Here is a 16,065-nt window from a genome sequence, read left to right as displayed (position 1 = left end):
AGGCATATGGGGGCATGAGCACCACCATCCCCCCTGCCCCACCTCCCGGCCCGACCGCCGCCGCGATCCAGGCGCGGCTGCACCCGGCCGATGGCGGGCCGCCGCTGGCCGAGGATGCGGCGATCCCCATCCCCTCCAATGCCAGCTTCGAGGATGTCCTTCGGTCGCTGAACCCGCTGCACCACCTGCCGGGGGTCGGCAGCCTTTACCGGGCCGCGACCGGGGAGACGGTGCTGCCGGCGATCGCCGTGATCGGTGCGACGATCCTCGGCGGCCCGATCGCGGGGCTGGTCACCGCCGGGCTGTCGGTGCTGCGCGAGGCCTCGCCCCCCCCCGTCTCTCCCGCCATGGCCGCGCGACGCTATGCCGGCACCCCCCATGCCTGAGCCCGGCACCGCCCGCGTCACCCCGGATGGGTTGCTGCGGATGGAGGGGCTGCTGATGCGCTGCGCCCTCGGCCATGGCGGCATCAAGGTGGACAAGGAGGAGGGCGACGGCGCCACCCCCACCGGGATCCTGCCGCTGCGGCGCGTGCTCTACCGCGCCGATCGCGGCGTGCCGCCCCGGTCCGTCGTGCCGGTGGAGCCCCTGGCCCCCGAGGATGGCTGGTGCGACGACCCGCGCGATCCTGCCTACAACACCCGCGTGAAGCTGCCCTACGAGGCGAGCCATGAGGAGCTGTGGCGGCGGGATGCGATCTACGACCTGATCGGCATCCTCGGCTGGAACGACGCGCCGGTGGTGCGCGGGCGTGGCAGCGCGATCTTCCTGCATGTCGCCCGGCCGGATTATGCCCCGACCGAGGGCTGCATCGCGCTCTCCGAACCCGATGTGCGGGCGCTGCTCGCCGCCGGGCTGCGCGCCATCGAGGTCATCGGCTGAGCCCCACCACCAGCCGCCAGATCAGCGGCAGGAACAGCGCGGTCGCCAGCGCGTTCAGCGCCATCGCCAGCCCGGCGAAGGCGCCCGCCGTCTCATTCACCCGCAACGCCCGGGCGGTGCCGACGCCATGGGCCGCCGTGCCCATGGCCAGCCCCCGCGCCCGCCAGTCCCGCACCCGGGCGAGGTCCAGCACCAGCGGCCCGACCGCGGCGCCCAATATCCCGGAGGAGATCACCACCACCGCCGTCAGGCTCGGCAGACCGCCGAGGCGCTCGGCGATGCCCATGGCGACCGGGGTGGTGACGGAGCGGGGGGCCAGGGTCGCGATCACCTGCGGCGTCGCCCCCATCGCCCAGGCGATGGCGATGCCCGAGGCCGCCGCCAGCGCCCCGCCGCCCACCACCGAGGCCACGACCGCCACGGCCGAGCGCCGCACATCCTGCCACTGCCGGTAGAGCGGCACCGCCAGCGCCACCGTCGCGGGGCCGAGCAGGAAATGCACGAATTGCGCGCCGGAAAAATAGTCGCGATAGGCGATCCCGCCGCCGAGCAGCAGCAGCGACAGCAGCACCACCGAGATCAGCGTGGGATTGGCGACCGGATGCCAGCGCGCGGCATCGGCGACGCGCAGCGCGATCAGCCAGGCGACCAGCGTGACGGTCAGCGCGGCCAGCGGCTCGCGCGCCAGATAGACCCAGATCTGCGCGAGGTCGCTCATCCGAACCGGCGCAGCAGCGCCTGGGCGAGGCGCCCGGTGGCGGCGATGGTCAGCAAGGTGCCGCCGACCACAGCCAGCGCGATCGCCGGCCCCTCGCGCGCCAGCAGCGGCAGATACAGCACGACGCCGACCCCGGCCGGCACGAACAGCAGCCCGAGATTGGCGAGCAGCCCATCCGCCGTGGTGTTCAGCCCCGCCGGCACCGGCCTGCGGCGCAGCATCAGCGCCGCGAACAGCAGCACCATCCCCACCACCGGCCCCGGCACTGGCAGGCCGAAGGCCCGGGCCAGAAGCTCGCCCGCCAATTGGCAGGCGAGCAGCGTGGTCAGGCCCGCGATCACGGGCCTGGCCGTTTACGGCTTGGCGGAATCATAGGCCGCGAAGAAGCCGGTCGGCTTCAGGATACGGTTTTCCATCTTCTGAAGCGCGCCGAGCGCCGCCGCCTTGGCCAGGTAGCCCTGCCATTCCGGGCTCGCGGCCATCGCGTCGCGGCGCTGCTCGCGGTCGCCCTGGTTCTCATAGGCCCACATGTGGACGACCGTGTTCAGCGCGCCCTCGGCCGTGGTGTACCAGCCGAGGCAGCGGCCGAGATACTTCTTCTGGATCGGCCAGGCGGCCTCCTCATAGAGCTTCACGAACTCGGCCATGCGGTTCGGGGCACAGGTGTAGATACGAAGATCGACGATCATGCAGTGGGCTCCTGTTGATGCCCACAGCATGAAACGCCTGCCGGTGGAGGTCCACCGGGGCGCGCATCAGGCGCCCGGCTTGTGCACCCGCAGCGGCCCGAAGGACTGGGTCACCGGCATCACCTGCACCACGTTCACATTCACCCGCGCCGGGCGCGTCGCGACCCAATGCACGGTATCGGCGATGTCCTCCGGCGTCAGCGCATCCGCGCCCTCGTAGATCGCCGCCGCCTTGGCCGCATCGCCGCCGAAGCGCACCGTGCTGAATTCGGTGCCGCCGACCAGCCCCGGCTCGACATCCGTGACCCGCACCGGCGTGCCCCAGAGGTCGGCCCGCAGGTTCAGGCTGAACTGGCGGACGAAGGCCTTGCTGGCGCCATAGGCATTGCCGCCGGGATAGGGGAACTCCCCGGCGGTGGAGCCGATGTTCACCACATGCCCGCGGCCGCGCTCCACCATCCCCGGCAGGATGGCGCGGGTCATATACATCAGCCCCTTGATGTTGGTGTCCACCATCGCGTCCCAGTCATCGAGGTCGGCCGATTGCGCCGGGGCCAGCCCACGCGCCAGCCCGGCATTGTTCACCAGCAGGTCGATGGCCTGGAAGTCCGCCGGCAGCCCGGCGATCCCCGCCGCCACCGCCGCGCGGTCCCGCACGTCGAGCACCAGCACATGGCAGCCGCCCAACTCATCGGCCAGTTCCCGCAGCCGCTCCCCCCGCCGCCCGACCAGCACGAGCTTCGCGCCGTCCTCGGCGAAACGCCGGGCGATCGCGGCACCAAAGCCGGCCGAGGCGCCGGTGATGAGAGCGAGCATGCTCAAAACCCCTCCAGCACGATCTTGCCGCGCGCCTTGCCGCTTTCCTGCAAGGCATGGGCGCGGATCAGGTTCTCGGCGTTGATGCGGCCGAAATTCTGCCCGATCGTGGTCTTCAGCGTCCCCGCATCGATCATGCGCGACACCTCGACCAGCAGCCGGTGCTGCTCGACCATGTCCGGCGTGCCCCAGACCGGGCGGGCGAACATGTATTCCCAATGCAGGCTGGCCGATTTCGGCTTCAGCGCGCCGACCGGCGCCGCACCCAGGTCGTCGATCATGCAGAGCGCGCCCTGGGGCGCGATGATGTCCACGATCTCGGCCCAGTGGCTCTCGGTCTCGGTGGTCGAGAGGATGTAGGGGAAGCTTAAGCCCAGCGCCTTGGCCTGCGGCCCCAGCGGCTTGCTGTGGTCCAGCACGTGATGCGCGCCGAGGGATTCCACCCAGGCCTTGGTCTCCGGCCGGCTGGCGGTGGTGACGACGGTGAGCGAGGTGAGCTGGCGCGCCAGCTGCACCGCGATCGAGCCGACGCCCCCGGCGCCGCCCACGATCAGGATGGCGCCCTTGGCCCCGCGCGGGATGGCCAGGCGCTCGAACAGCGCCTCCCAGGCGGTGATGGTGGTCAGCGGCAGCGCCGCCGCCTCGGCGAAGGAGAGCGACTTCGGCTTCGGCCCGACGATGCGGCTATCGACCAGTTCCAGCTCGGCATTGCTGCCGGGCCGGGCGATGGAGCCGGCGAAGAAGACCTCCTGCCCCACGGCGACCAGCGTCACATCCGGGCCCTTGGCCCGCACCACGCCCGCGGCGTCGAAGCCGAGCACGCGCGGCTCGCCGGCCGGATCGGCGGCGCGGCGCACCTTGGTATCGACCGGATTGACCGCGACGGCGCGGATCTCGACCAGGATGTCATGCCCCTTGGGCGCCGCAGGATCGGGCAGCACCAGATCCAGCAGGGCTTCGGGATGGGTCACCGGATGACAATGCGTATAGCCGACAGCTTTCATGATCATGCCCCCGAGGAAAGTGCGTTGAGATTGTGCCGCCCCGTCGCCGGGGCAAGTCGTTCAGCCATCGCGGCTCGCCCGCCAGCCGGTGGCCAGTGCCGCCAGCGAGAACACCAGCCCCGCCGAGAACACCGGCCAGTGCTCCTGTCCGCTCTGCGCGAAAAGCCAGGCCAGTGCAAAGCCGGTGGCCGCCTGGGCCGCCGCATAGGCCGCGGTGGCGCGCGGCCACAGCCCCGCCGCCCCCGGCCCGGCCTGCCGCCTGAGCGCCGCCAGCGCCACCGCCGAGACACCGACGCCGGAAAACCCCGACATGATCGCCGCGGCCCCGAGCCAGGCGGCCCCCCCACCGGGCCAGAGCGCGAAGCACAATGCGGCGACCTGCGCCGTGAGCCAGAGCCGCAGCGCCCGGCTCGGCCCCAGCGCATCCACCGCCCGCCCGCCGAGGACCGTGCCGATCATCCCGCCGAGCCCGAACAGCAGCCAGACGCCCGAACTCATCCCCACCCCGAGGCCGCGCCCGCGCACCGCCAGATCGGCGAGATAGACCATAGGCGGCACCATCCCCGCCCCCGAGAACCCATAGGCCACCACAAGCTGCACCGCCGGGACCGCGGGCGCGGCCGAATCGCGCGGCGGCGACGCCGGGGGCCAATGCCTGCGCGACCAGGCCCAGCCGAGCAGGGTCAGCACGCCGAGCCCGGCCCAGCCCGCCCCAACGCCCAGCATCAGCAGCCAGGGCAGCACCAGCGAGAGCACGATCACCCCCGCGCCGACGCCCGCGATCACGACGCCGGAGGCCGCCCCGCGAAAACGGGGCGCCACCGCCGCCTGCACCGCAGGCCCCGCGAGCGACATCAGCAACCCGCCCGCGACCCCGGCCAGCGCCCGCCAGATCACGAACCACAGCAGCGGCGCGGGGGTGGCGCAGGCGAGCAGCGACACCCCCGCCGCCCCCATCGCCAGCTCCAGCGTCGGGCGGAAGCCGATCCGCCGCGCCACCCGCTGCGCGCACAAGGCGCCGAGCAGATACCCGGTGAGGTTCGCCGCCCCCAGCAGCCCCGCCCCCGCGCCCTCGACCCAGCCCGCGCCCACCATGGCCGGGAACATCGGGACGAAGCCGAAGCGGGCGAAGCCGATGCAGCAGCCGAGTGCGACCGACCCCGCGAGCGCGGGGCGAAGCCAGGCAACAGTCTCGGTCACGGCCCGATCCCGGCATCCCGCGGGGACTTCAATGCCCGGGCGTCACACCCGGTGTCGCCGCCCGTAGCGCCCGGCGCAGCCTGGCGATGCCGGTGCGGATGTGCCCGGCCTCGCAGAGGCGCCGCCCCTCCTCGGCCAAGGTGAAGGCGGGCTCCGAGCCGGCCTCGGGGGCCGCGGCGATCCGCCGGGCCAGCACATCGCAATATTCGGCGCTGTCGGTCGTCACCCGCAGGGGCTGGGGCTGCCCCTGGGCAGCGGCCCCGGCACGGAGCGGAGGCGCAAGCAACAGGAGTGCCGCTGCCAGCAGGACCAGATTCATGGGGGGCGTCATAACCCCCGGCGGGCCACCTGCCGGTGGGCGCGGCATGACTTTTTCGCAACGACACTCTCATGCGGGCAGCCTCAAGGTCGCGCGCAGCCCCGGCGGGTCCTCGCCGGGCCGCGCCTCCGCCAGATGCAACTCGCCCCGGTGCAGCACCGCCACGGCCCGCACCAGCGACAGGCCGAGGCCCGAGCCCGGCATCGTCCGCGCACTGTCGGCGCGGAAGAATCGGGTGCCGGCGCGCGGCAGGTCGGCCTCGCTCAGCCCCGGCCCGGCATCGGCGATATCGACCCAGATCGCCCGCGCGCCCCGGCGGGCGACCAAGCGGATGGAGCCACCCTCCGGCGTGAACTTCACCGCATTGTCCAGCAGGTTCGCCACCGCCTGCAGCAGCAGGTCGCGGTCCCCGCGCATCACCAGCCCCGGCGCGATCTCCGTCTCCAGCGAAATCTGCCGCGCCTCGGCCGAGGGCAGATACAGATCGGCCGCATCCTCCAGCAGCGGGGAGAGGTCGAGGCTTGAGAACGCCGCGCGGCGGGCGCCGGCCTCGACCTCGGCGATGCGCAGCACCGCCTGGAACACCCGCGTCACGCCATCCAGATCGGCGATGCCCTGCTCGATCGCGGAGCGCAGCGCGGCACTGTCGGCGGGGCTGCCGGAGAGCGCCTCCTCCAGCTTGGCGCGGGCGCGGGCGATGGGCGTGCGCAGGTCGTGCGCGATGGCGTCCGAGACCCCGCGCACGCCCTCCATGAGGGTCGCGATGCGGTCGAGCATGGTGTTCATGGTCTCGCCCATGCGGTCGAACTCATCCCCCCGCCCGCTCAGCGGCACGCGGGGGGCGAGGTCGCCCGAGGCGATGGCCGCGGCCGTCAAGGTCGCGGGTGCCAGGCGCTGGGACAGCGCCCGGCGCAGCAGCCAGGCCCCGAGCCCGGCGAAGAAGGCGGCGGCCGCGGCCGAGAGCGCCAGCGCATCGGTCAGCAGCGCCCGCAGCCGCTGCTTCTCCGCCACATCCCGGCCGACGAACAGGCGCGAGCCACTAGGCAGGTCCAGCCGGAACAGCCGCGCCTCGGAGGGCTCGCCCTCCCGCGCCAAGGTGATGTTGAACCAGGCGGGGTCGGTATCGGCCTGCGCCGGCGGGGTTTCGAGGTTGCCGGCGAGGCGCGTGCCCTCGCGGTCCAGCAGCAGATAGAGGGTCTGGTCCTCGATATCCGCGGCCAGGCGCGCCTCGATCGCCTCGATCAGCGCCGGCCGGCCGCCGTCGCGCCAGCGTTCCATCAAGGCGGTGGTGTCCGCCCGGATCGCGGCGGCGGTCTGCCGGTCCAGCGCCCCCGCCGTGCCCCACCAGAGCACCGCCGAGAAGGCCAGCCCCGCCAGCAGGAACAGGGCGGCGAACAACAGCGCGAAGCGCAGCCCGGCGCTGCGCAGCACCAGCATCACGCGCTGGCGGGTGAAGGGGGCGGGCATGGGCGCCCGCCCGGTCAGGGCTCCGCCCGGATCATGTAGCCGGCGTTGCGCACGGTATGGATCAGCGGCCGGTCATGCCCCTTGTCCAGTTTTTGCCGCAGGCGGGAGACGTGGACGTCGATGACGTTGGTCTGGGGGTCGAAGTGGTAGTCCCAGACCTTCTCCAGCAGCATCGTCCGGGTCACGACCTGCCCCGCATGGCGCATCAGATGCTCCAGCAGGCGGAATTCGCGCGGCTGCACATCCACCTTCTTCCCCGCCCGGGTGACGGTGCGGGAGAGCAGGTCCAGCTCCAGATCCGCGACCTTGAGCCGGGTCGCGGGGGCATCGGAGGCCGGGCGGCGGCCCAGCGCCTCGCAGCGCGCCAGCAGCTCGGCGAAGGCGAAGGGCTTGGTAAGGTAGTCGTCCCCGCCCGCCTTGAGGCCCCGCACCCGCTCATCCACCGCGGTCATCGCGGTCAGGAACAGCACCGGGGTCTTGTTGCCCTGGCTGCGGAGCGTCTCCACGAGGCGCACCCCATCGACGCCGCCCGGCAGCATCCGGTCCAGCACCAGCAGATCGAAGGGCTCGGAGGCGGCCATGAACAGCCCGTCCCGCCCATTCGGCGCGTGTTCGACGGCGTGGCCCGCCTCCATCAGCCCCTTCTTCACGAAGCGGGCGACTTCGACGTCATCCTCGACCAGCAGCATACGCATGGTGGGCCCTCTCGATTCCCGGCGGTGTCGCCGGCCACCCCTTCTAGCCGAGCCGGGCAGGGATTAGGAATGGCGCCTGACGCAGGGGGGATATGGGGCGAATGCTGCCACTTGAAGGGCTCAAGGTCGTTGAACTTGGCCATTATATCGCCGGCCCCTTCGCGACCCGCCTGCTGGCCGACATGGGGGCGGAGGTCATCAAGGTCGAACCGCCCGAGGGCGACCCGATCCGCGGCTGGGGATCGACCCACAACGGCCATCCGGTCTGGTTCAGCATCCATGGCCGCAACAAGATGTCGGTCACGCTGGACCTGAAATCCCCCGAGGGGCGGGCCAGGGTCATCGCCCTTTGCGCACGCGCCGATGCGCTGGTCGAGAATTTCCGCCCCGGCTATCTCGAACGCATCGGCCTCGGCCCCCTGGTGTTGCAGGCGGCCAACCCCCGCCTCGTGATCGCCCGCGTCTCCGGCTACGGCCAGGACGGGCCGTATCGCGACAAGCCGGCTTTCGGTGCGATCGGCGAGGCCATGGGCGGCTTGCGGCATCTGACCGCCAATCCGGGCCAGGCGGAGTTCCCGCCCCCGCGCTGCGGCGTCTCGATCAGCGACGACCTCGCGGGGATGTATGCGGCGATGGCGGTGGTCTCGGCCTGCTGGGGGCGCGACCGCAAGGGGGAGGCCGGGCGGGGGCGGATCGTGGATCTGGACCTCGTCTCCAGCGTCTTCTCGCTGATGGAGGGGATGCTGCCGGAATACGGGCTGACCGGGGCCATCCGCCAGCCGGCCGGGGCGGCGATCCCGACCGCGGCCCCCACCAACACCTACCCCTGCGGCGATGGCAAATGGCTCTGCGTCGCCGGCAATTCGGATCTGATTTTCGGCCGGCTGATGAGGGCCATCGGGCGGCCGGAGCTGGCGGCCGACCCGCGCATGGTCAACAACACGAGCCGCTGCCTGCATGTGGGCGAGTTGGATGGCGCCATCGCCGACTGGACGCGGACCCTCTCCGCCAAGGACGCGCAGGCGGTGCTGGAGGCGGCCGAGGTGCCCTGCTCCCGCCTGTTCGACATGCGCGACTGCGTCGAGGACCCGCATTTCCAGGCCCGCGAGATGGTGATCCCGGTGCAGGACCCGCTGCTCGGCCCGGTGCTGCACCCGGCGCCGCCGTTCCGCTTCGACGGCGTCACCCCGCCCGAGATGGTGCGCTGGACCGCGCCGGCCATCGGGGCGCACAACGAACATGTCTTCGGCACTCTTCTGGGGGATGCGGCATGAAGGTCACCATCAGCGAGGTCGCCCCGCGCGACGGGCTTCAGTCCATCGACGGCTTCGTGCCCACCGACACCAAGATCGCGCTGGTCCGCGCCCTGCACGCCGCCGGCGCGCGGCGGATGGAGGTCGGCGCCTTCGTCTCCCCCCGCGCCATCCCGCAGATGGCCGATACCGCCCAGGTCCTCGCCGCCGCGCGCCAGTTGCCGGGGCTGGAATGCTGCGTGCTGGTGCCGAACCGGCGCGGCTTCGACCTGGCCCTGGCCCATGGCGCGCATCGCCTCGGCCTGTTCATGAGCGCGACCGAAGGCCACAACCGCGCCAATCTGAATGCGACGCGGGAGGAAAGCTTCGCCGGCCTCTCCGCCATCATCCTCGACACCCCGCCGGAGGTGGCGCTGCGCTTCAACCTCTCCTGCGTCTTCCACTGCCCCTTCGAGGGGGTGGTGCCGGAGCCGATGGTGATCGACTGGGTGGCGCGCATCGCCGAGCTGGACCCTGCCATGGAGATCGCGCTCTGCGACACCACCGGCAATGCGGCGCCGGACCAGGTGGAGCGGGTGTTCGCCGACGCCGTCGCGCTGTTCGGGCCGCGCTTCGCCTTCCATGGCCATGACACCTACGGCATGGGGCTGGCCAATGTCGCGGCAGCCTGGCGGGCGGGCGCGCGGGTGATCGACAGCGCCGCGGGCGGGCTCGGCGGCTGCCCCTTCGCCCCCGGCGCCACCGGCAATGTCGCGACCGAGGATGTCGCCTGGATGTTCTCCCGCATGGGGGTCGAGACCGGCTTCGACTACCGCACCCTGCTGACGGCGGCGGATCTGGCGGCCGCGGTGCCGGGCGGCATGCCGGGCGGGCGGATGCGGGGCGTGCCTGCGGTGCGCAAGGCGGCGTAGCGGGAAAAAGATCGAGGGGCTGTTCACCCCTCGAGCACCCCAGCAGAAACAAGGTGTTTCTGCGCTTCCCCCTTAGCCGCCCCTACGGTTTCGTCAGCCAGCGCTTCGCAATGCGGCAGGCAACCGTGTAGGCGGGGTTGAAGACATTGCCGACATCATAGCGCACGACCTGGCCCATCAGATGGCTGGCCGCCCGCGCGTCCAGCCCATAATCCTCGCCGAGCCACCGCATCATCTCGGTGGTGGCGTGCTGCAGGGCCTGATCGAGCGGCCGGGCATTGCCGACGGTGAAGATATCATCGGCCGTCTCGCCGCGCGGCCAGAGGATCCTGCGCTTCAGCACACGGAAGGTGACCTCCATCTCGAAGGACGTCTCGATGCCGGTGCCGACGATCTCACCGTCACCCTGGCAGGCGTGGCCGTCGCCCAGATAGAAGAGCGCTCCCGGCACGGAGACCGGGAACCAGGCCGTCGTTCCCGGGGCAAACAGGCGATAGTCCATGTTGCCGCCATTCTGTGCGCTGGTCGCGGTGGACAGCGCCTGCCCGCCCGCCGGCGCGACCCCGAAGCAGCCGATCATGGGTTGGAGCGGCGGGGAGAAGGACTCCAGCCCCTTCACCGGCTCCTGCAGCCGGACCGACCCGGCCTTGCCGTCGATATCCCACACCACCCGTTGCGTCGGCGGCCGATCCAGGATCGCGGCCGGGTCCAGCACAGTGAGGGCGAGCGGCGAATTGGTCCAACCGGTCGCCCGGCTTGGCGTCAGCCGGTCGATGTGGACGGTGAGGGTGTCACCAGGCTCCGCACCTTCGACGTAGAATGGCCCGGTCATCGGGTTTGGCCGGCTCGCGACGGCAACCTCGCTGGCATCGAGACCTGAGGCGTCGACCGTATCCGTCACCACCGTGTCGCCATCGGCGACGCGAAGGCAGGGCTCGGCGGTGCCGATGGCGTTGTAATATCGGATGGGATGAAAGCGGTGCGTGGCCATCGGGCTCCCCGGAACTCTCTTTGGTGCAAGCCGTGTCGTCCGACACGCCCAGGCGACAGCCACGCTTGCACGCTAGGAACGGCTCAGGGGGTGGTCAATGGTGCCCGCCTCTTCAGGCCCGCCTTACCATCTTACTTCCTTACATCCTTTCCCGGACGCCCCGTGGGAGGGCACCCCCAGTATACCGCCCCGGCCCCGCGCCGGGTTGCGGAAAATCCCCCGTGGCATCGCCTGGGCAGGTTTTGCTATGACTCCAACGCCATGGCGAATGATCCTCCCGTATTGCTTGCGCCGCGCCGGCTGATCCTCGGCCTGCCGCTGCTGGCCGCCGCCTGCGGCAGCACAGGCGCGCGGCGCGACGTGCCGGGGGCCTCGATGGCCTGGAGCGGGCCGACCACCTGCGTCCCCTTCGCGCGGGAGCGTTCCGGCATCCGGCTGCAAGGCGATGCCTGGGAATGGTGGGATGCGGCGGAGGGGCGCTACCGGCGCGGCCGCTCGCCGCAACGCGATGCGGTGCTGGTGTTCCAGCGCACCTCCCGCAACCGCAGCGGCCATCTCTCGGTGGTGTCGCGCATCGTCGGCCCGCGCGAGATCCGCGTGGACCACGCCAATTGGGCCAGCGGCTCCACCCGCGGCCGCGTCGCGCGGGACCAGCCGGTGATGGATCTCTCCGCCCGCAACGACTGGTCGCTGGTGCGGGTCTGGTATCCGCCGGTCAGCGACTGGGGGCATTCGGCCTATCCGACACTGGGCTTCATCTACGCCTGAGCCTCCGCTACACCCGCGCCTCGTGAAACGGAGGCAAATGCCATGACGGATGTGAAGCTCGGTACAGGCGCGGCCGCGACGCCCGGCCAACAGGTTTCGGTGCACTACACCGGCTGGCTGTTCGACGCCGCGGCGCCGGACAACAAGGGCCGCAAGTTCGACAGCTCCCGCGACCGCGGCGATGCCTTCGTCTTCCAGCTTGGCGCCGGCCATGTGATCCAGGGCTGGGACCAGGGCGTTGCCGGCATGTTGGTCGGCGGCCAGCGCACCCTCGTGATCCCGCCCGAGTTGGGCTACGGCGCGCGCGGCGCCGGCGGGGTGATCCCGCCGAATGCGACGCTGGTGTTCGACGTGGAACTGCTCGGCGTCGGCTGATCCCCACGCCGCCCCCGGTGACGCTTCGGCGGCACCGGGGGCGCGTGCCTTGTTCCGCTCCTCGCCTCGACCAAGATACAAGGCCGATATTGTGCGCAGGAGCATGCCCATGGCCGACCTCATCATCGTCGCCTACCCGTCGGAAGAAATCGCGGAGGCCGCGCGGGCCAAGCTGTTCGAGTTGCAGAAGGAATATCTGGTCGAGCTTGGGGACGCCGTGGTCGCGGTGCGCCAGCCCGATGGCAGTGTGAAGCTCAACCAGCTTGTGAACACGACCGCCGCCGGGGCCGCCGCCGGTGGCATGTGGGGCGCGCTGATCGGTCTGCTGTTCCTCAACCCGCTGATCGGCGCGGCGCTGGGCGCCGGGGCCGGCGCGCTGAGCGGGCATTTCTCCGACCTCGGCATCGACGACACCTTCATGAAGGACGCGACCAGCGCCCTGTCGCCCGGCCAGGCCGCGCTCTGCGTGCTGGTCCGCAAGGCGACGGCCGACAAGGTGCTGCCCGCCATGGCGCAGTTCGGCGGCACGGTGCTGCGGACGAATTTATCCTCCGAGCAGGAGAGCAAGCTGCGCGCGGCGCTGCACGCCGACTGATTGCAGACCGACTAATCGGTCAAGAAAAAGCCAGGTGGCGACACCTGGCTTTTCTTTTGCGGGATTTGATTCGGCGCAAGGACAGTCGCGGAAAATTGGCGCCAATAGCGTTCCATTGCACACCAAGTAGAAATGGAACGTGTTATGCGTAACAAGATCGTACTCGCCGGCGCCGCGGCGCTCTCGCTATTGGCCCTGCCGGCGATGGCGGAGGATACCGCCCCGCGCGGCCACCAGACCGGCGATTTCATGATCGGCGCCAGCGTCATCGGCCTGCTGCCGATGAATGGCGGGCATGTCTCGATGATCGACGGCACCCCCAACGTCTCCGATTCGGTGACCGGGCAGTTGGATTTCACCTATTTCGTCAGGAACGACATCTCGCTGAACCTGATCGCGGCGACCACCCGCCATGATGTCGAGGTCCGCGGCTCCGCCCTCGGCACCGTCGATCTCGGCCGCGTCTGGGCGCTGCCGCCGACCTTGACCCTGCAATACCACCCGATGCCGCAGTCCCGGTACAGCCCCTATGTCGGCGTCGGCGTGACCTACACCGTCTTCTACGGCGAGGGCGGCGGGCGCACCGCGCCGGTGACCAAGGTCGATGTCGAGAACGCCTTCGGCGCCGCGCTGAATGCCGGCCTCGACATCGAGTTCGCGCCGAACTGGCTGCTGAACTTCGATGTGAAGAAGTTCTATTTGCGCCCGGATGTCGCGGTCGAAACCTCGGTCGGCCGGATCAACGCGACCACCAACCTCGACCCCTGGGTGGTCGGCATGGGCGTGCGCTACCGGTTCTGAGCCTCGTCCAACAGCCGCTCCAGCGCCCCGGCCAGGCCCGGGGCGCCGAAGCCGACCGGATTGCCATGGGCCAGCCAGTCGCCGCTGTCGAAGGCATTGGTCCAGCACCCGGCCTCCCGGGCGATGGCCAAGGCGGCGGCGGCGTCCCATGAGTTGATGTGCAGTTCCAGATAGGCATCCAGCCGCCCCACCGCCGTCTCCACCAGCCCCAGCGAGCCCGAGCCACCGCAGCGCATGGCCGCCCCCCCGGCCATCACCCGGCCGGCGAGGGCGATGAAGGCAGTGGTCGGCACCCGCCGGGACCAGCCGAGTTCGATGATGGCGCGCGTCATGTCGGTGGTGGGTGCCGCATGGATCGGCTGCCCGTTCAGGGTCGCGCCGCAGCCCTCGGCGGCGGCAAACACCTCGGCGGGCGCGTGGCGGGCGATGGCGCCGGCGACGGCCCGCCCGTCCCGCACCAGCCCGATGGAGACGCACCAGCGATCGCTGCCACGCGCGAAATTCGAGGTGCCGTCGATCGGGTCCACCACCCAGAGCAGCCCCGATGCCTCGGTCGAGCCGCCCATCTCCTCGCCCATCACCGCCTCGCCGGGGTAGGCCTTGGCCAGTTGGTCGCGGATGAAGGCCTCGGTCGCGCCATCGGCCTCGGTGACGAAATCCTGCGGCCCCTTCAGCCGCCCGACGCCCCCGCCTTCCTCCCGCATCCAGGCGGCCAGGGCGGCGGCCTCCACCGCAATGGCCGCCGCGGCATCGCGCCGGGCCCCGAGTTCGGTCTTGTCCATGCTGCTCCGCAACAACGCTGTGTCCGGTGGAGGATGCGGCCGCGCGGCGCCCCCTGGGAAGTCATGGTCCGCCCCAGGCGAGTATGACATTCTGAGGACACACGCCCTGCCCGGAGCCCAGCGATGCACCGCCGCGCCCTTTTGACCCTGCCCTTCCTCGGCGCGCTGCCGGCGATGGCGCAGCCTGCCACCTACCCGATGCCAGCGCCGGGCCGCCGCCCCTGGGCGGCGCAGATCCCGGTGCTGCGCTTCGGCATCCTGGGCGGGGAGAACGAGGCCGACCGCCTTGGCCGCTACGAAGGCTATCGGGCGCTGATGGAGACCATTTTCGGCATCCCCGTGCGGCTGTTCTTCGCGGCGGACTACCTCGGCGTGCAGCAGGCCTTTGCCGCGAAGCAGCTCGAAGCCTCCTACATGTCGCCCGCCGCCTATGCCGGCACCTGGATGGACACCAATGGCGGCGTCGAGCCGCTGCTGGTGACCAAGGAGGCCGATGGCAGCACCTCCTATGTCTCCGTCATGTATGTCCGCGCCGATAGCGGGATCACCAGCCTGGAGGAGATGCGCGGCAAGGCGATGGGCTGGGCCGATCCCAATTCCGCCAGCGGCTATCTGATCCCCCGCGCCGAGATGCGGGCGCAAGGCATCAACCCCGACCAGTTCTTCGGCCGCACCGGCTTCGCCGGCGGGCATGAGCAGTTGATGGTCGCCGTGCTCGGGCGGCAGTTCGATGCCGGGGTCGCCTGGGCCAGCGGCCAGGGCGAGCAGTCCGAGGGGTTTTCCCGCGGCGCGCTGCGGGCGGCGGTGGACAAGGGGCTGGTGAAGATGTCCGACCTGCGGATCATCTGGCACTCGCGCCCGATCCAGAACGGGCCGCTGGTGGTGCGGACCGAGTTGCCGGCCAGCTTCAAGGCGGATTTCATCGCCTTCCATCTGGCCCTGCCCAGCGCCGCGCCCGAGATCCATCGCGCGATCGAGCGCGGCAGCGCCATCGGCTGGGCGCCAACGCGGCATGAGGAGTATGCCGTATTCGTGGACATGCGCCGGGCCGAGGCCGCCGAGCGCAGGCGGCGGTAACCCCAAGGGGGAAGTGCAGAAACACCCTGTTTCTGCTGGGGTGCCCGAGGGGCCAGCCCCTCGAAGGACCACCCTAAAGCAGCATCGGCACCAGTGACGCCACCAGCAGCACCGCCAGCACCCGGTTGAACCAGACCAACGCCCCTTCGCTCTGGAGCATCCGCCCCGCCCCCACCCCCATCAGCGCCCAGATGATCGTGATCGGCAGGGTCACGGCCAGGAAGAGGCCGGTCAGGGTGAAGGCCTGCACCAGCGGCCCGGCATCGCCGAGGAAGGTCACCACCGCGCCCACGCCGATCGCCCAGGCCTTGGGGTTCACCCATTGGAACGCCGCCGCCTGGAAGAAGCCGAAGGGCCGCGAGGCGCTGCGCCCGCGCGCCACCCCCGGCCGGGCCGTGGCGATGCGCCAGGCAAGCCAGAGCAGATAGGCAGCACCCAGCCAGCGCAACACGCCATAGAGCCAGGGGGCCGCGCGAAACACACCCCCGACGCCCAGCGCCAGCGCCAGCATCATCGCCGCGAAGCCGAGCGAGATCCCCAGGATATGCGGCACCGTCAGCCGCAGCCCCCAGGTCGCGCCCGAGGCCATGACCATGGCGTTGTTCGGCCCCGGCGTCGCCGTCGTGGACAGCGCGAAGGCGAGCACCGAGGCGAACCAGGCGGCGTCCAAATGGGTTTCCTCCAGATATGGCATCAAGGCTGACATAAGCGGCGGTGCGCTG

At 71.0% G+C, this 16,065-nt stretch carries 21 protein-coding genes; 9 read left to right on the top strand and 12 right to left on the bottom strand.

What is annotated here, in order from left to right:
* Window positions 1-14 precede the first annotated feature (14 nt).
* Entirely contained in the window at window positions 15-386 is a 372-nt protein-coding gene (locus C8P66_RS17635; RefSeq protein ID WP_111399604.1) for a hypothetical protein, read from the top strand.
* Entirely contained in the window at window positions 379-882 is a 504-nt protein-coding gene (locus C8P66_RS17630; RefSeq protein WP_211314188.1) for a L,D-transpeptidase family protein, read from the top strand. The genes C8P66_RS17635 and C8P66_RS17630 overlap by 8 nt, the downstream gene beginning before the upstream one ends.
* On the opposite strand, the gene C8P66_RS17625 is transcribed toward C8P66_RS17630, so the two are convergent.
* The 9 genes from C8P66_RS17625 to C8P66_RS17585 form a co-directional block, all read right to left on the bottom strand.
* Window positions 872-1,600, bottom strand: coding sequence for an LrgB family protein (locus tag C8P66_RS17625; RefSeq protein WP_111399602.1), 729 nt, complete (start codon window positions 1,598-1,600; stop codon window positions 872-874). The genes C8P66_RS17630 and C8P66_RS17625 overlap by 11 nt on opposite strands.
* Window positions 1,597-1,941: a CidA/LrgA family protein gene (locus tag C8P66_RS17620; protein WP_111399601.1), complete on the bottom strand. Its 345-nt coding sequence runs from the start codon at window positions 1,939-1,941 to the stop codon at window positions 1,597-1,599. The genes C8P66_RS17625 and C8P66_RS17620 overlap by 4 nt, the downstream gene beginning before the upstream one ends.
* 12 nt (window positions 1,942-1,953) lie before the next feature.
* Window positions 1,954-2,289, bottom strand: coding sequence for an NIPSNAP family protein (locus C8P66_RS17615; RefSeq protein ID WP_111399600.1), 336 nt, complete (start codon window positions 2,287-2,289; stop codon window positions 1,954-1,956).
* A gap of 66 nt (window positions 2,290-2,355) precedes the next feature.
* The gene (locus C8P66_RS17610) at window positions 2,356-3,105 is read right to left on the bottom strand and encodes an SDR family oxidoreductase (protein WP_111399599.1); all 750 of its coding nucleotides are present in this window, start codon (window positions 3,103-3,105) and stop codon (window positions 2,356-2,358) included.
* A 2-nt stretch (window positions 3,106-3,107) separates the two neighbouring features.
* Entirely contained in the window at window positions 3,108-4,109 is a 1,002-nt protein-coding gene (locus C8P66_RS17605) for a zinc-binding alcohol dehydrogenase family protein (RefSeq protein WP_111399653.1), read from the bottom strand.
* A gap of 60 nt (window positions 4,110-4,169) precedes the next feature.
* Entirely contained in the window at window positions 4,170-5,309 is a 1,140-nt protein-coding gene (locus C8P66_RS17600) for a YbfB/YjiJ family MFS transporter (RefSeq protein ID WP_111399598.1), read from the bottom strand.
* A gap of 28 nt (window positions 5,310-5,337) precedes the next feature.
* Complete coding sequence (locus C8P66_RS17595) at window positions 5,338-5,640, bottom strand: hypothetical protein (RefSeq protein WP_111399597.1); 303 nt, start codon at window positions 5,638-5,640, stop codon at window positions 5,338-5,340.
* A 57-nt stretch (window positions 5,641-5,697) separates the two neighbouring features.
* Complete coding sequence (locus tag C8P66_RS17590) at window positions 5,698-7,095, bottom strand: sensor histidine kinase (RefSeq protein ID WP_111399596.1); 1,398 nt, start codon at window positions 7,093-7,095, stop codon at window positions 5,698-5,700.
* Window positions 7,096-7,109: 14 nt separating this feature from the next.
* Window positions 7,110-7,790 carry a winged helix-turn-helix domain-containing protein gene (locus tag C8P66_RS17585; RefSeq protein WP_111399595.1) on the bottom strand — a complete coding sequence of 227 codons (681 nt, stop codon included), beginning with the start codon at window positions 7,788-7,790 and terminating at the stop codon, window positions 7,110-7,112.
* A 101-nt stretch (window positions 7,791-7,891) separates the two neighbouring features.
* Between C8P66_RS17585 and C8P66_RS17580 the strand changes: the two genes are divergently transcribed.
* Both C8P66_RS17580 and C8P66_RS17575 read left to right on the top strand, forming a co-directional pair.
* Entirely contained in the window at window positions 7,892-9,064 is a 1,173-nt protein-coding gene (locus C8P66_RS17580; protein ID WP_245903650.1) for a CaiB/BaiF CoA transferase family protein, read from the top strand.
* The gene (locus C8P66_RS17575; RefSeq protein WP_111399593.1) at window positions 9,061-9,954 is read left to right on the top strand and encodes a hydroxymethylglutaryl-CoA lyase; all 894 of its coding nucleotides are present in this window, start codon (window positions 9,061-9,063) and stop codon (window positions 9,952-9,954) included. The genes C8P66_RS17580 and C8P66_RS17575 overlap by 4 nt, the downstream gene beginning before the upstream one ends.
* An 82-nt stretch (window positions 9,955-10,036) precedes the next feature.
* Here the strand turns inward: C8P66_RS17575 and C8P66_RS17570 are convergent, their stop codons facing one another.
* The gene (locus C8P66_RS17570) at window positions 10,037-10,945 is read right to left on the bottom strand and encodes an acetamidase/formamidase family protein (RefSeq protein WP_111399592.1); all 909 of its coding nucleotides are present in this window, start codon (window positions 10,943-10,945) and stop codon (window positions 10,037-10,039) included.
* A 261-nt stretch (window positions 10,946-11,206) separates the two neighbouring features.
* Here C8P66_RS17570 and C8P66_RS17565 point away from each other — a divergent pair, with 261 nt between their 5' ends.
* The 4 genes from C8P66_RS17565 (at window position 11,207) to C8P66_RS17550 (ending at window position 13,484) form a co-directional block, all read left to right on the top strand.
* Window positions 11,207-11,713 (top strand): CHAP domain-containing protein, encoded by a 507-nt coding sequence (locus tag C8P66_RS17565; RefSeq protein ID WP_111399591.1) that lies wholly within the window; start codon window positions 11,207-11,209, stop codon window positions 11,711-11,713.
* Between the two features lie 42 nt (window positions 11,714-11,755).
* Window positions 11,756-12,088 (top strand): FKBP-type peptidyl-prolyl cis-trans isomerase, encoded by a 333-nt coding sequence (locus tag C8P66_RS17560; protein WP_111399590.1) that lies wholly within the window; start codon window positions 11,756-11,758, stop codon window positions 12,086-12,088.
* A gap of 109 nt (window positions 12,089-12,197) precedes the next feature.
* Window positions 12,198-12,683: a DUF1269 domain-containing protein gene (locus C8P66_RS17555; protein WP_111399589.1), complete on the top strand. Its 486-nt coding sequence runs from the start codon at window positions 12,198-12,200 to the stop codon at window positions 12,681-12,683.
* Between the two features lie 144 nt (window positions 12,684-12,827).
* Window positions 12,828-13,484: an OmpW/AlkL family protein gene (locus C8P66_RS17550; RefSeq protein WP_245903649.1), complete on the top strand. Its 657-nt coding sequence runs from the start codon at window positions 12,828-12,830 to the stop codon at window positions 13,482-13,484.
* Here C8P66_RS17550 and C8P66_RS17545 read toward each other — a convergent pair.
* Window positions 13,472-14,266, bottom strand: a complete 795-nt coding sequence (locus C8P66_RS17545) for an inositol monophosphatase family protein (protein ID WP_158537288.1) — start codon at window positions 14,264-14,266, stop codon at window positions 13,472-13,474. The genes C8P66_RS17550 and C8P66_RS17545 overlap by 13 nt on opposite strands.
* A 123-nt stretch (window positions 14,267-14,389) precedes the next feature.
* Here C8P66_RS17545 and phnD point away from each other — a divergent pair, with 123 nt between their 5' ends.
* Window positions 14,390-15,343 carry a phosphate/phosphite/phosphonate ABC transporter substrate-binding protein gene (phnD, locus tag C8P66_RS17540; RefSeq protein WP_111399586.1) on the top strand — a complete coding sequence of 318 codons (954 nt, stop codon included), beginning with the start codon at window positions 14,390-14,392 and terminating at the stop codon, window positions 15,341-15,343.
* 73 nt (window positions 15,344-15,416) lie between these two features.
* Here phnD and C8P66_RS17535 read toward each other — a convergent pair whose 3' ends face one another.
* Window positions 15,417-16,049 (bottom strand): LysE family translocator, encoded by a 633-nt coding sequence (locus C8P66_RS17535; RefSeq protein ID WP_211314187.1) that lies wholly within the window; start codon window positions 16,047-16,049, stop codon window positions 15,417-15,419.
* Window positions 16,050-16,065: the final 16 nt, after the last annotated feature.

Origin of the sequence: Humitalea rosea (assembly GCF_003253705.1) — a bacterium.
In the GTDB taxonomy this organism is placed as follows: domain Bacteria; phylum Pseudomonadota; class Alphaproteobacteria; order Acetobacterales; family Acetobacteraceae; genus Humitalea; species Humitalea rosea.
Note: the sequence above shows the minus strand (reverse complement) of the source record. Positions and strands in the feature narration are given on the sequence as shown.

Coding starts and splice junctions, on each gene's coding strand:
- C8P66_RS17635 (WP_111399604.1), top strand. CDS start 15: ATGAGCACCACCATCCCCCCTGCCCCACCTCCCGGCCCGACCGCCGCC.
- C8P66_RS17580 (WP_245903650.1), top strand. CDS start 7,892: ATGCTGCCACTTGAAGGGCTCAAGGTCGTTGAACTTGGCCATTATATC.
- phnD (WP_111399586.1), top strand. CDS start 14,390: ATGCACCGCCGCGCCCTTTTGACCCTGCCCTTCCTCGGCGCGCTGCCG.
- C8P66_RS17575 (WP_111399593.1), top strand. CDS start 9,061: ATGAAGGTCACCATCAGCGAGGTCGCCCCGCGCGACGGGCTTCAGTCC.
- C8P66_RS17555 (WP_111399589.1), top strand. CDS start 12,198: ATGGCCGACCTCATCATCGTCGCCTACCCGTCGGAAGAAATCGCGGAG.
- C8P66_RS17630 (WP_211314188.1), top strand. CDS start 379: ATGCCTGAGCCCGGCACCGCCCGCGTCACCCCGGATGGGTTGCTGCGG.
- C8P66_RS17545 (WP_158537288.1), bottom strand. CDS start 14,266: ATGGACAAGACCGAACTCGGGGCCCGGCGCGATGCCGCGGCGGCCATT.
- C8P66_RS17625 (WP_111399602.1), bottom strand. CDS start 1,600: ATGAGCGACCTCGCGCAGATCTGGGTCTATCTGGCGCGCGAGCCGCTG.
- C8P66_RS17550 (WP_245903649.1), top strand. CDS start 12,828: ATGCGTAACAAGATCGTACTCGCCGGCGCCGCGGCGCTCTCGCTATTG.
- C8P66_RS17590 (WP_111399596.1), bottom strand. CDS start 7,095: ATGCCCGCCCCCTTCACCCGCCAGCGCGTGATGCTGGTGCTGCGCAGC.
- C8P66_RS17560 (WP_111399590.1), top strand. CDS start 11,756: ATGACGGATGTGAAGCTCGGTACAGGCGCGGCCGCGACGCCCGGCCAA.
- C8P66_RS17605 (WP_111399653.1), bottom strand. CDS start 4,109: ATGAAAGCTGTCGGCTATACGCATTGTCATCCGGTGACCCATCCCGAA.
- C8P66_RS17570 (WP_111399592.1), bottom strand. CDS start 10,945: ATGGCCACGCACCGCTTTCATCCCATCCGATATTACAACGCCATCGGC.
- C8P66_RS17615 (WP_111399600.1), bottom strand. CDS start 2,289: ATGATCGTCGATCTTCGTATCTACACCTGTGCCCCGAACCGCATGGCC.
- C8P66_RS17535 (WP_211314187.1), bottom strand. CDS start 16,049: ATGTCAGCCTTGATGCCATATCTGGAGGAAACCCATTTGGACGCCGCC.
- C8P66_RS17585 (WP_111399595.1), bottom strand. CDS start 7,790: ATGCGTATGCTGCTGGTCGAGGATGACGTCGAAGTCGCCCGCTTCGTG.
- C8P66_RS17595 (WP_111399597.1), bottom strand. CDS start 5,640: ATGACGCCCCCCATGAATCTGGTCCTGCTGGCAGCGGCACTCCTGTTG.
- C8P66_RS17565 (WP_111399591.1), top strand. CDS start 11,207: ATGGCGAATGATCCTCCCGTATTGCTTGCGCCGCGCCGGCTGATCCTC.
- C8P66_RS17610 (WP_111399599.1), bottom strand. CDS start 3,105: ATGCTCGCTCTCATCACCGGCGCCTCGGCCGGCTTTGGTGCCGCGATC.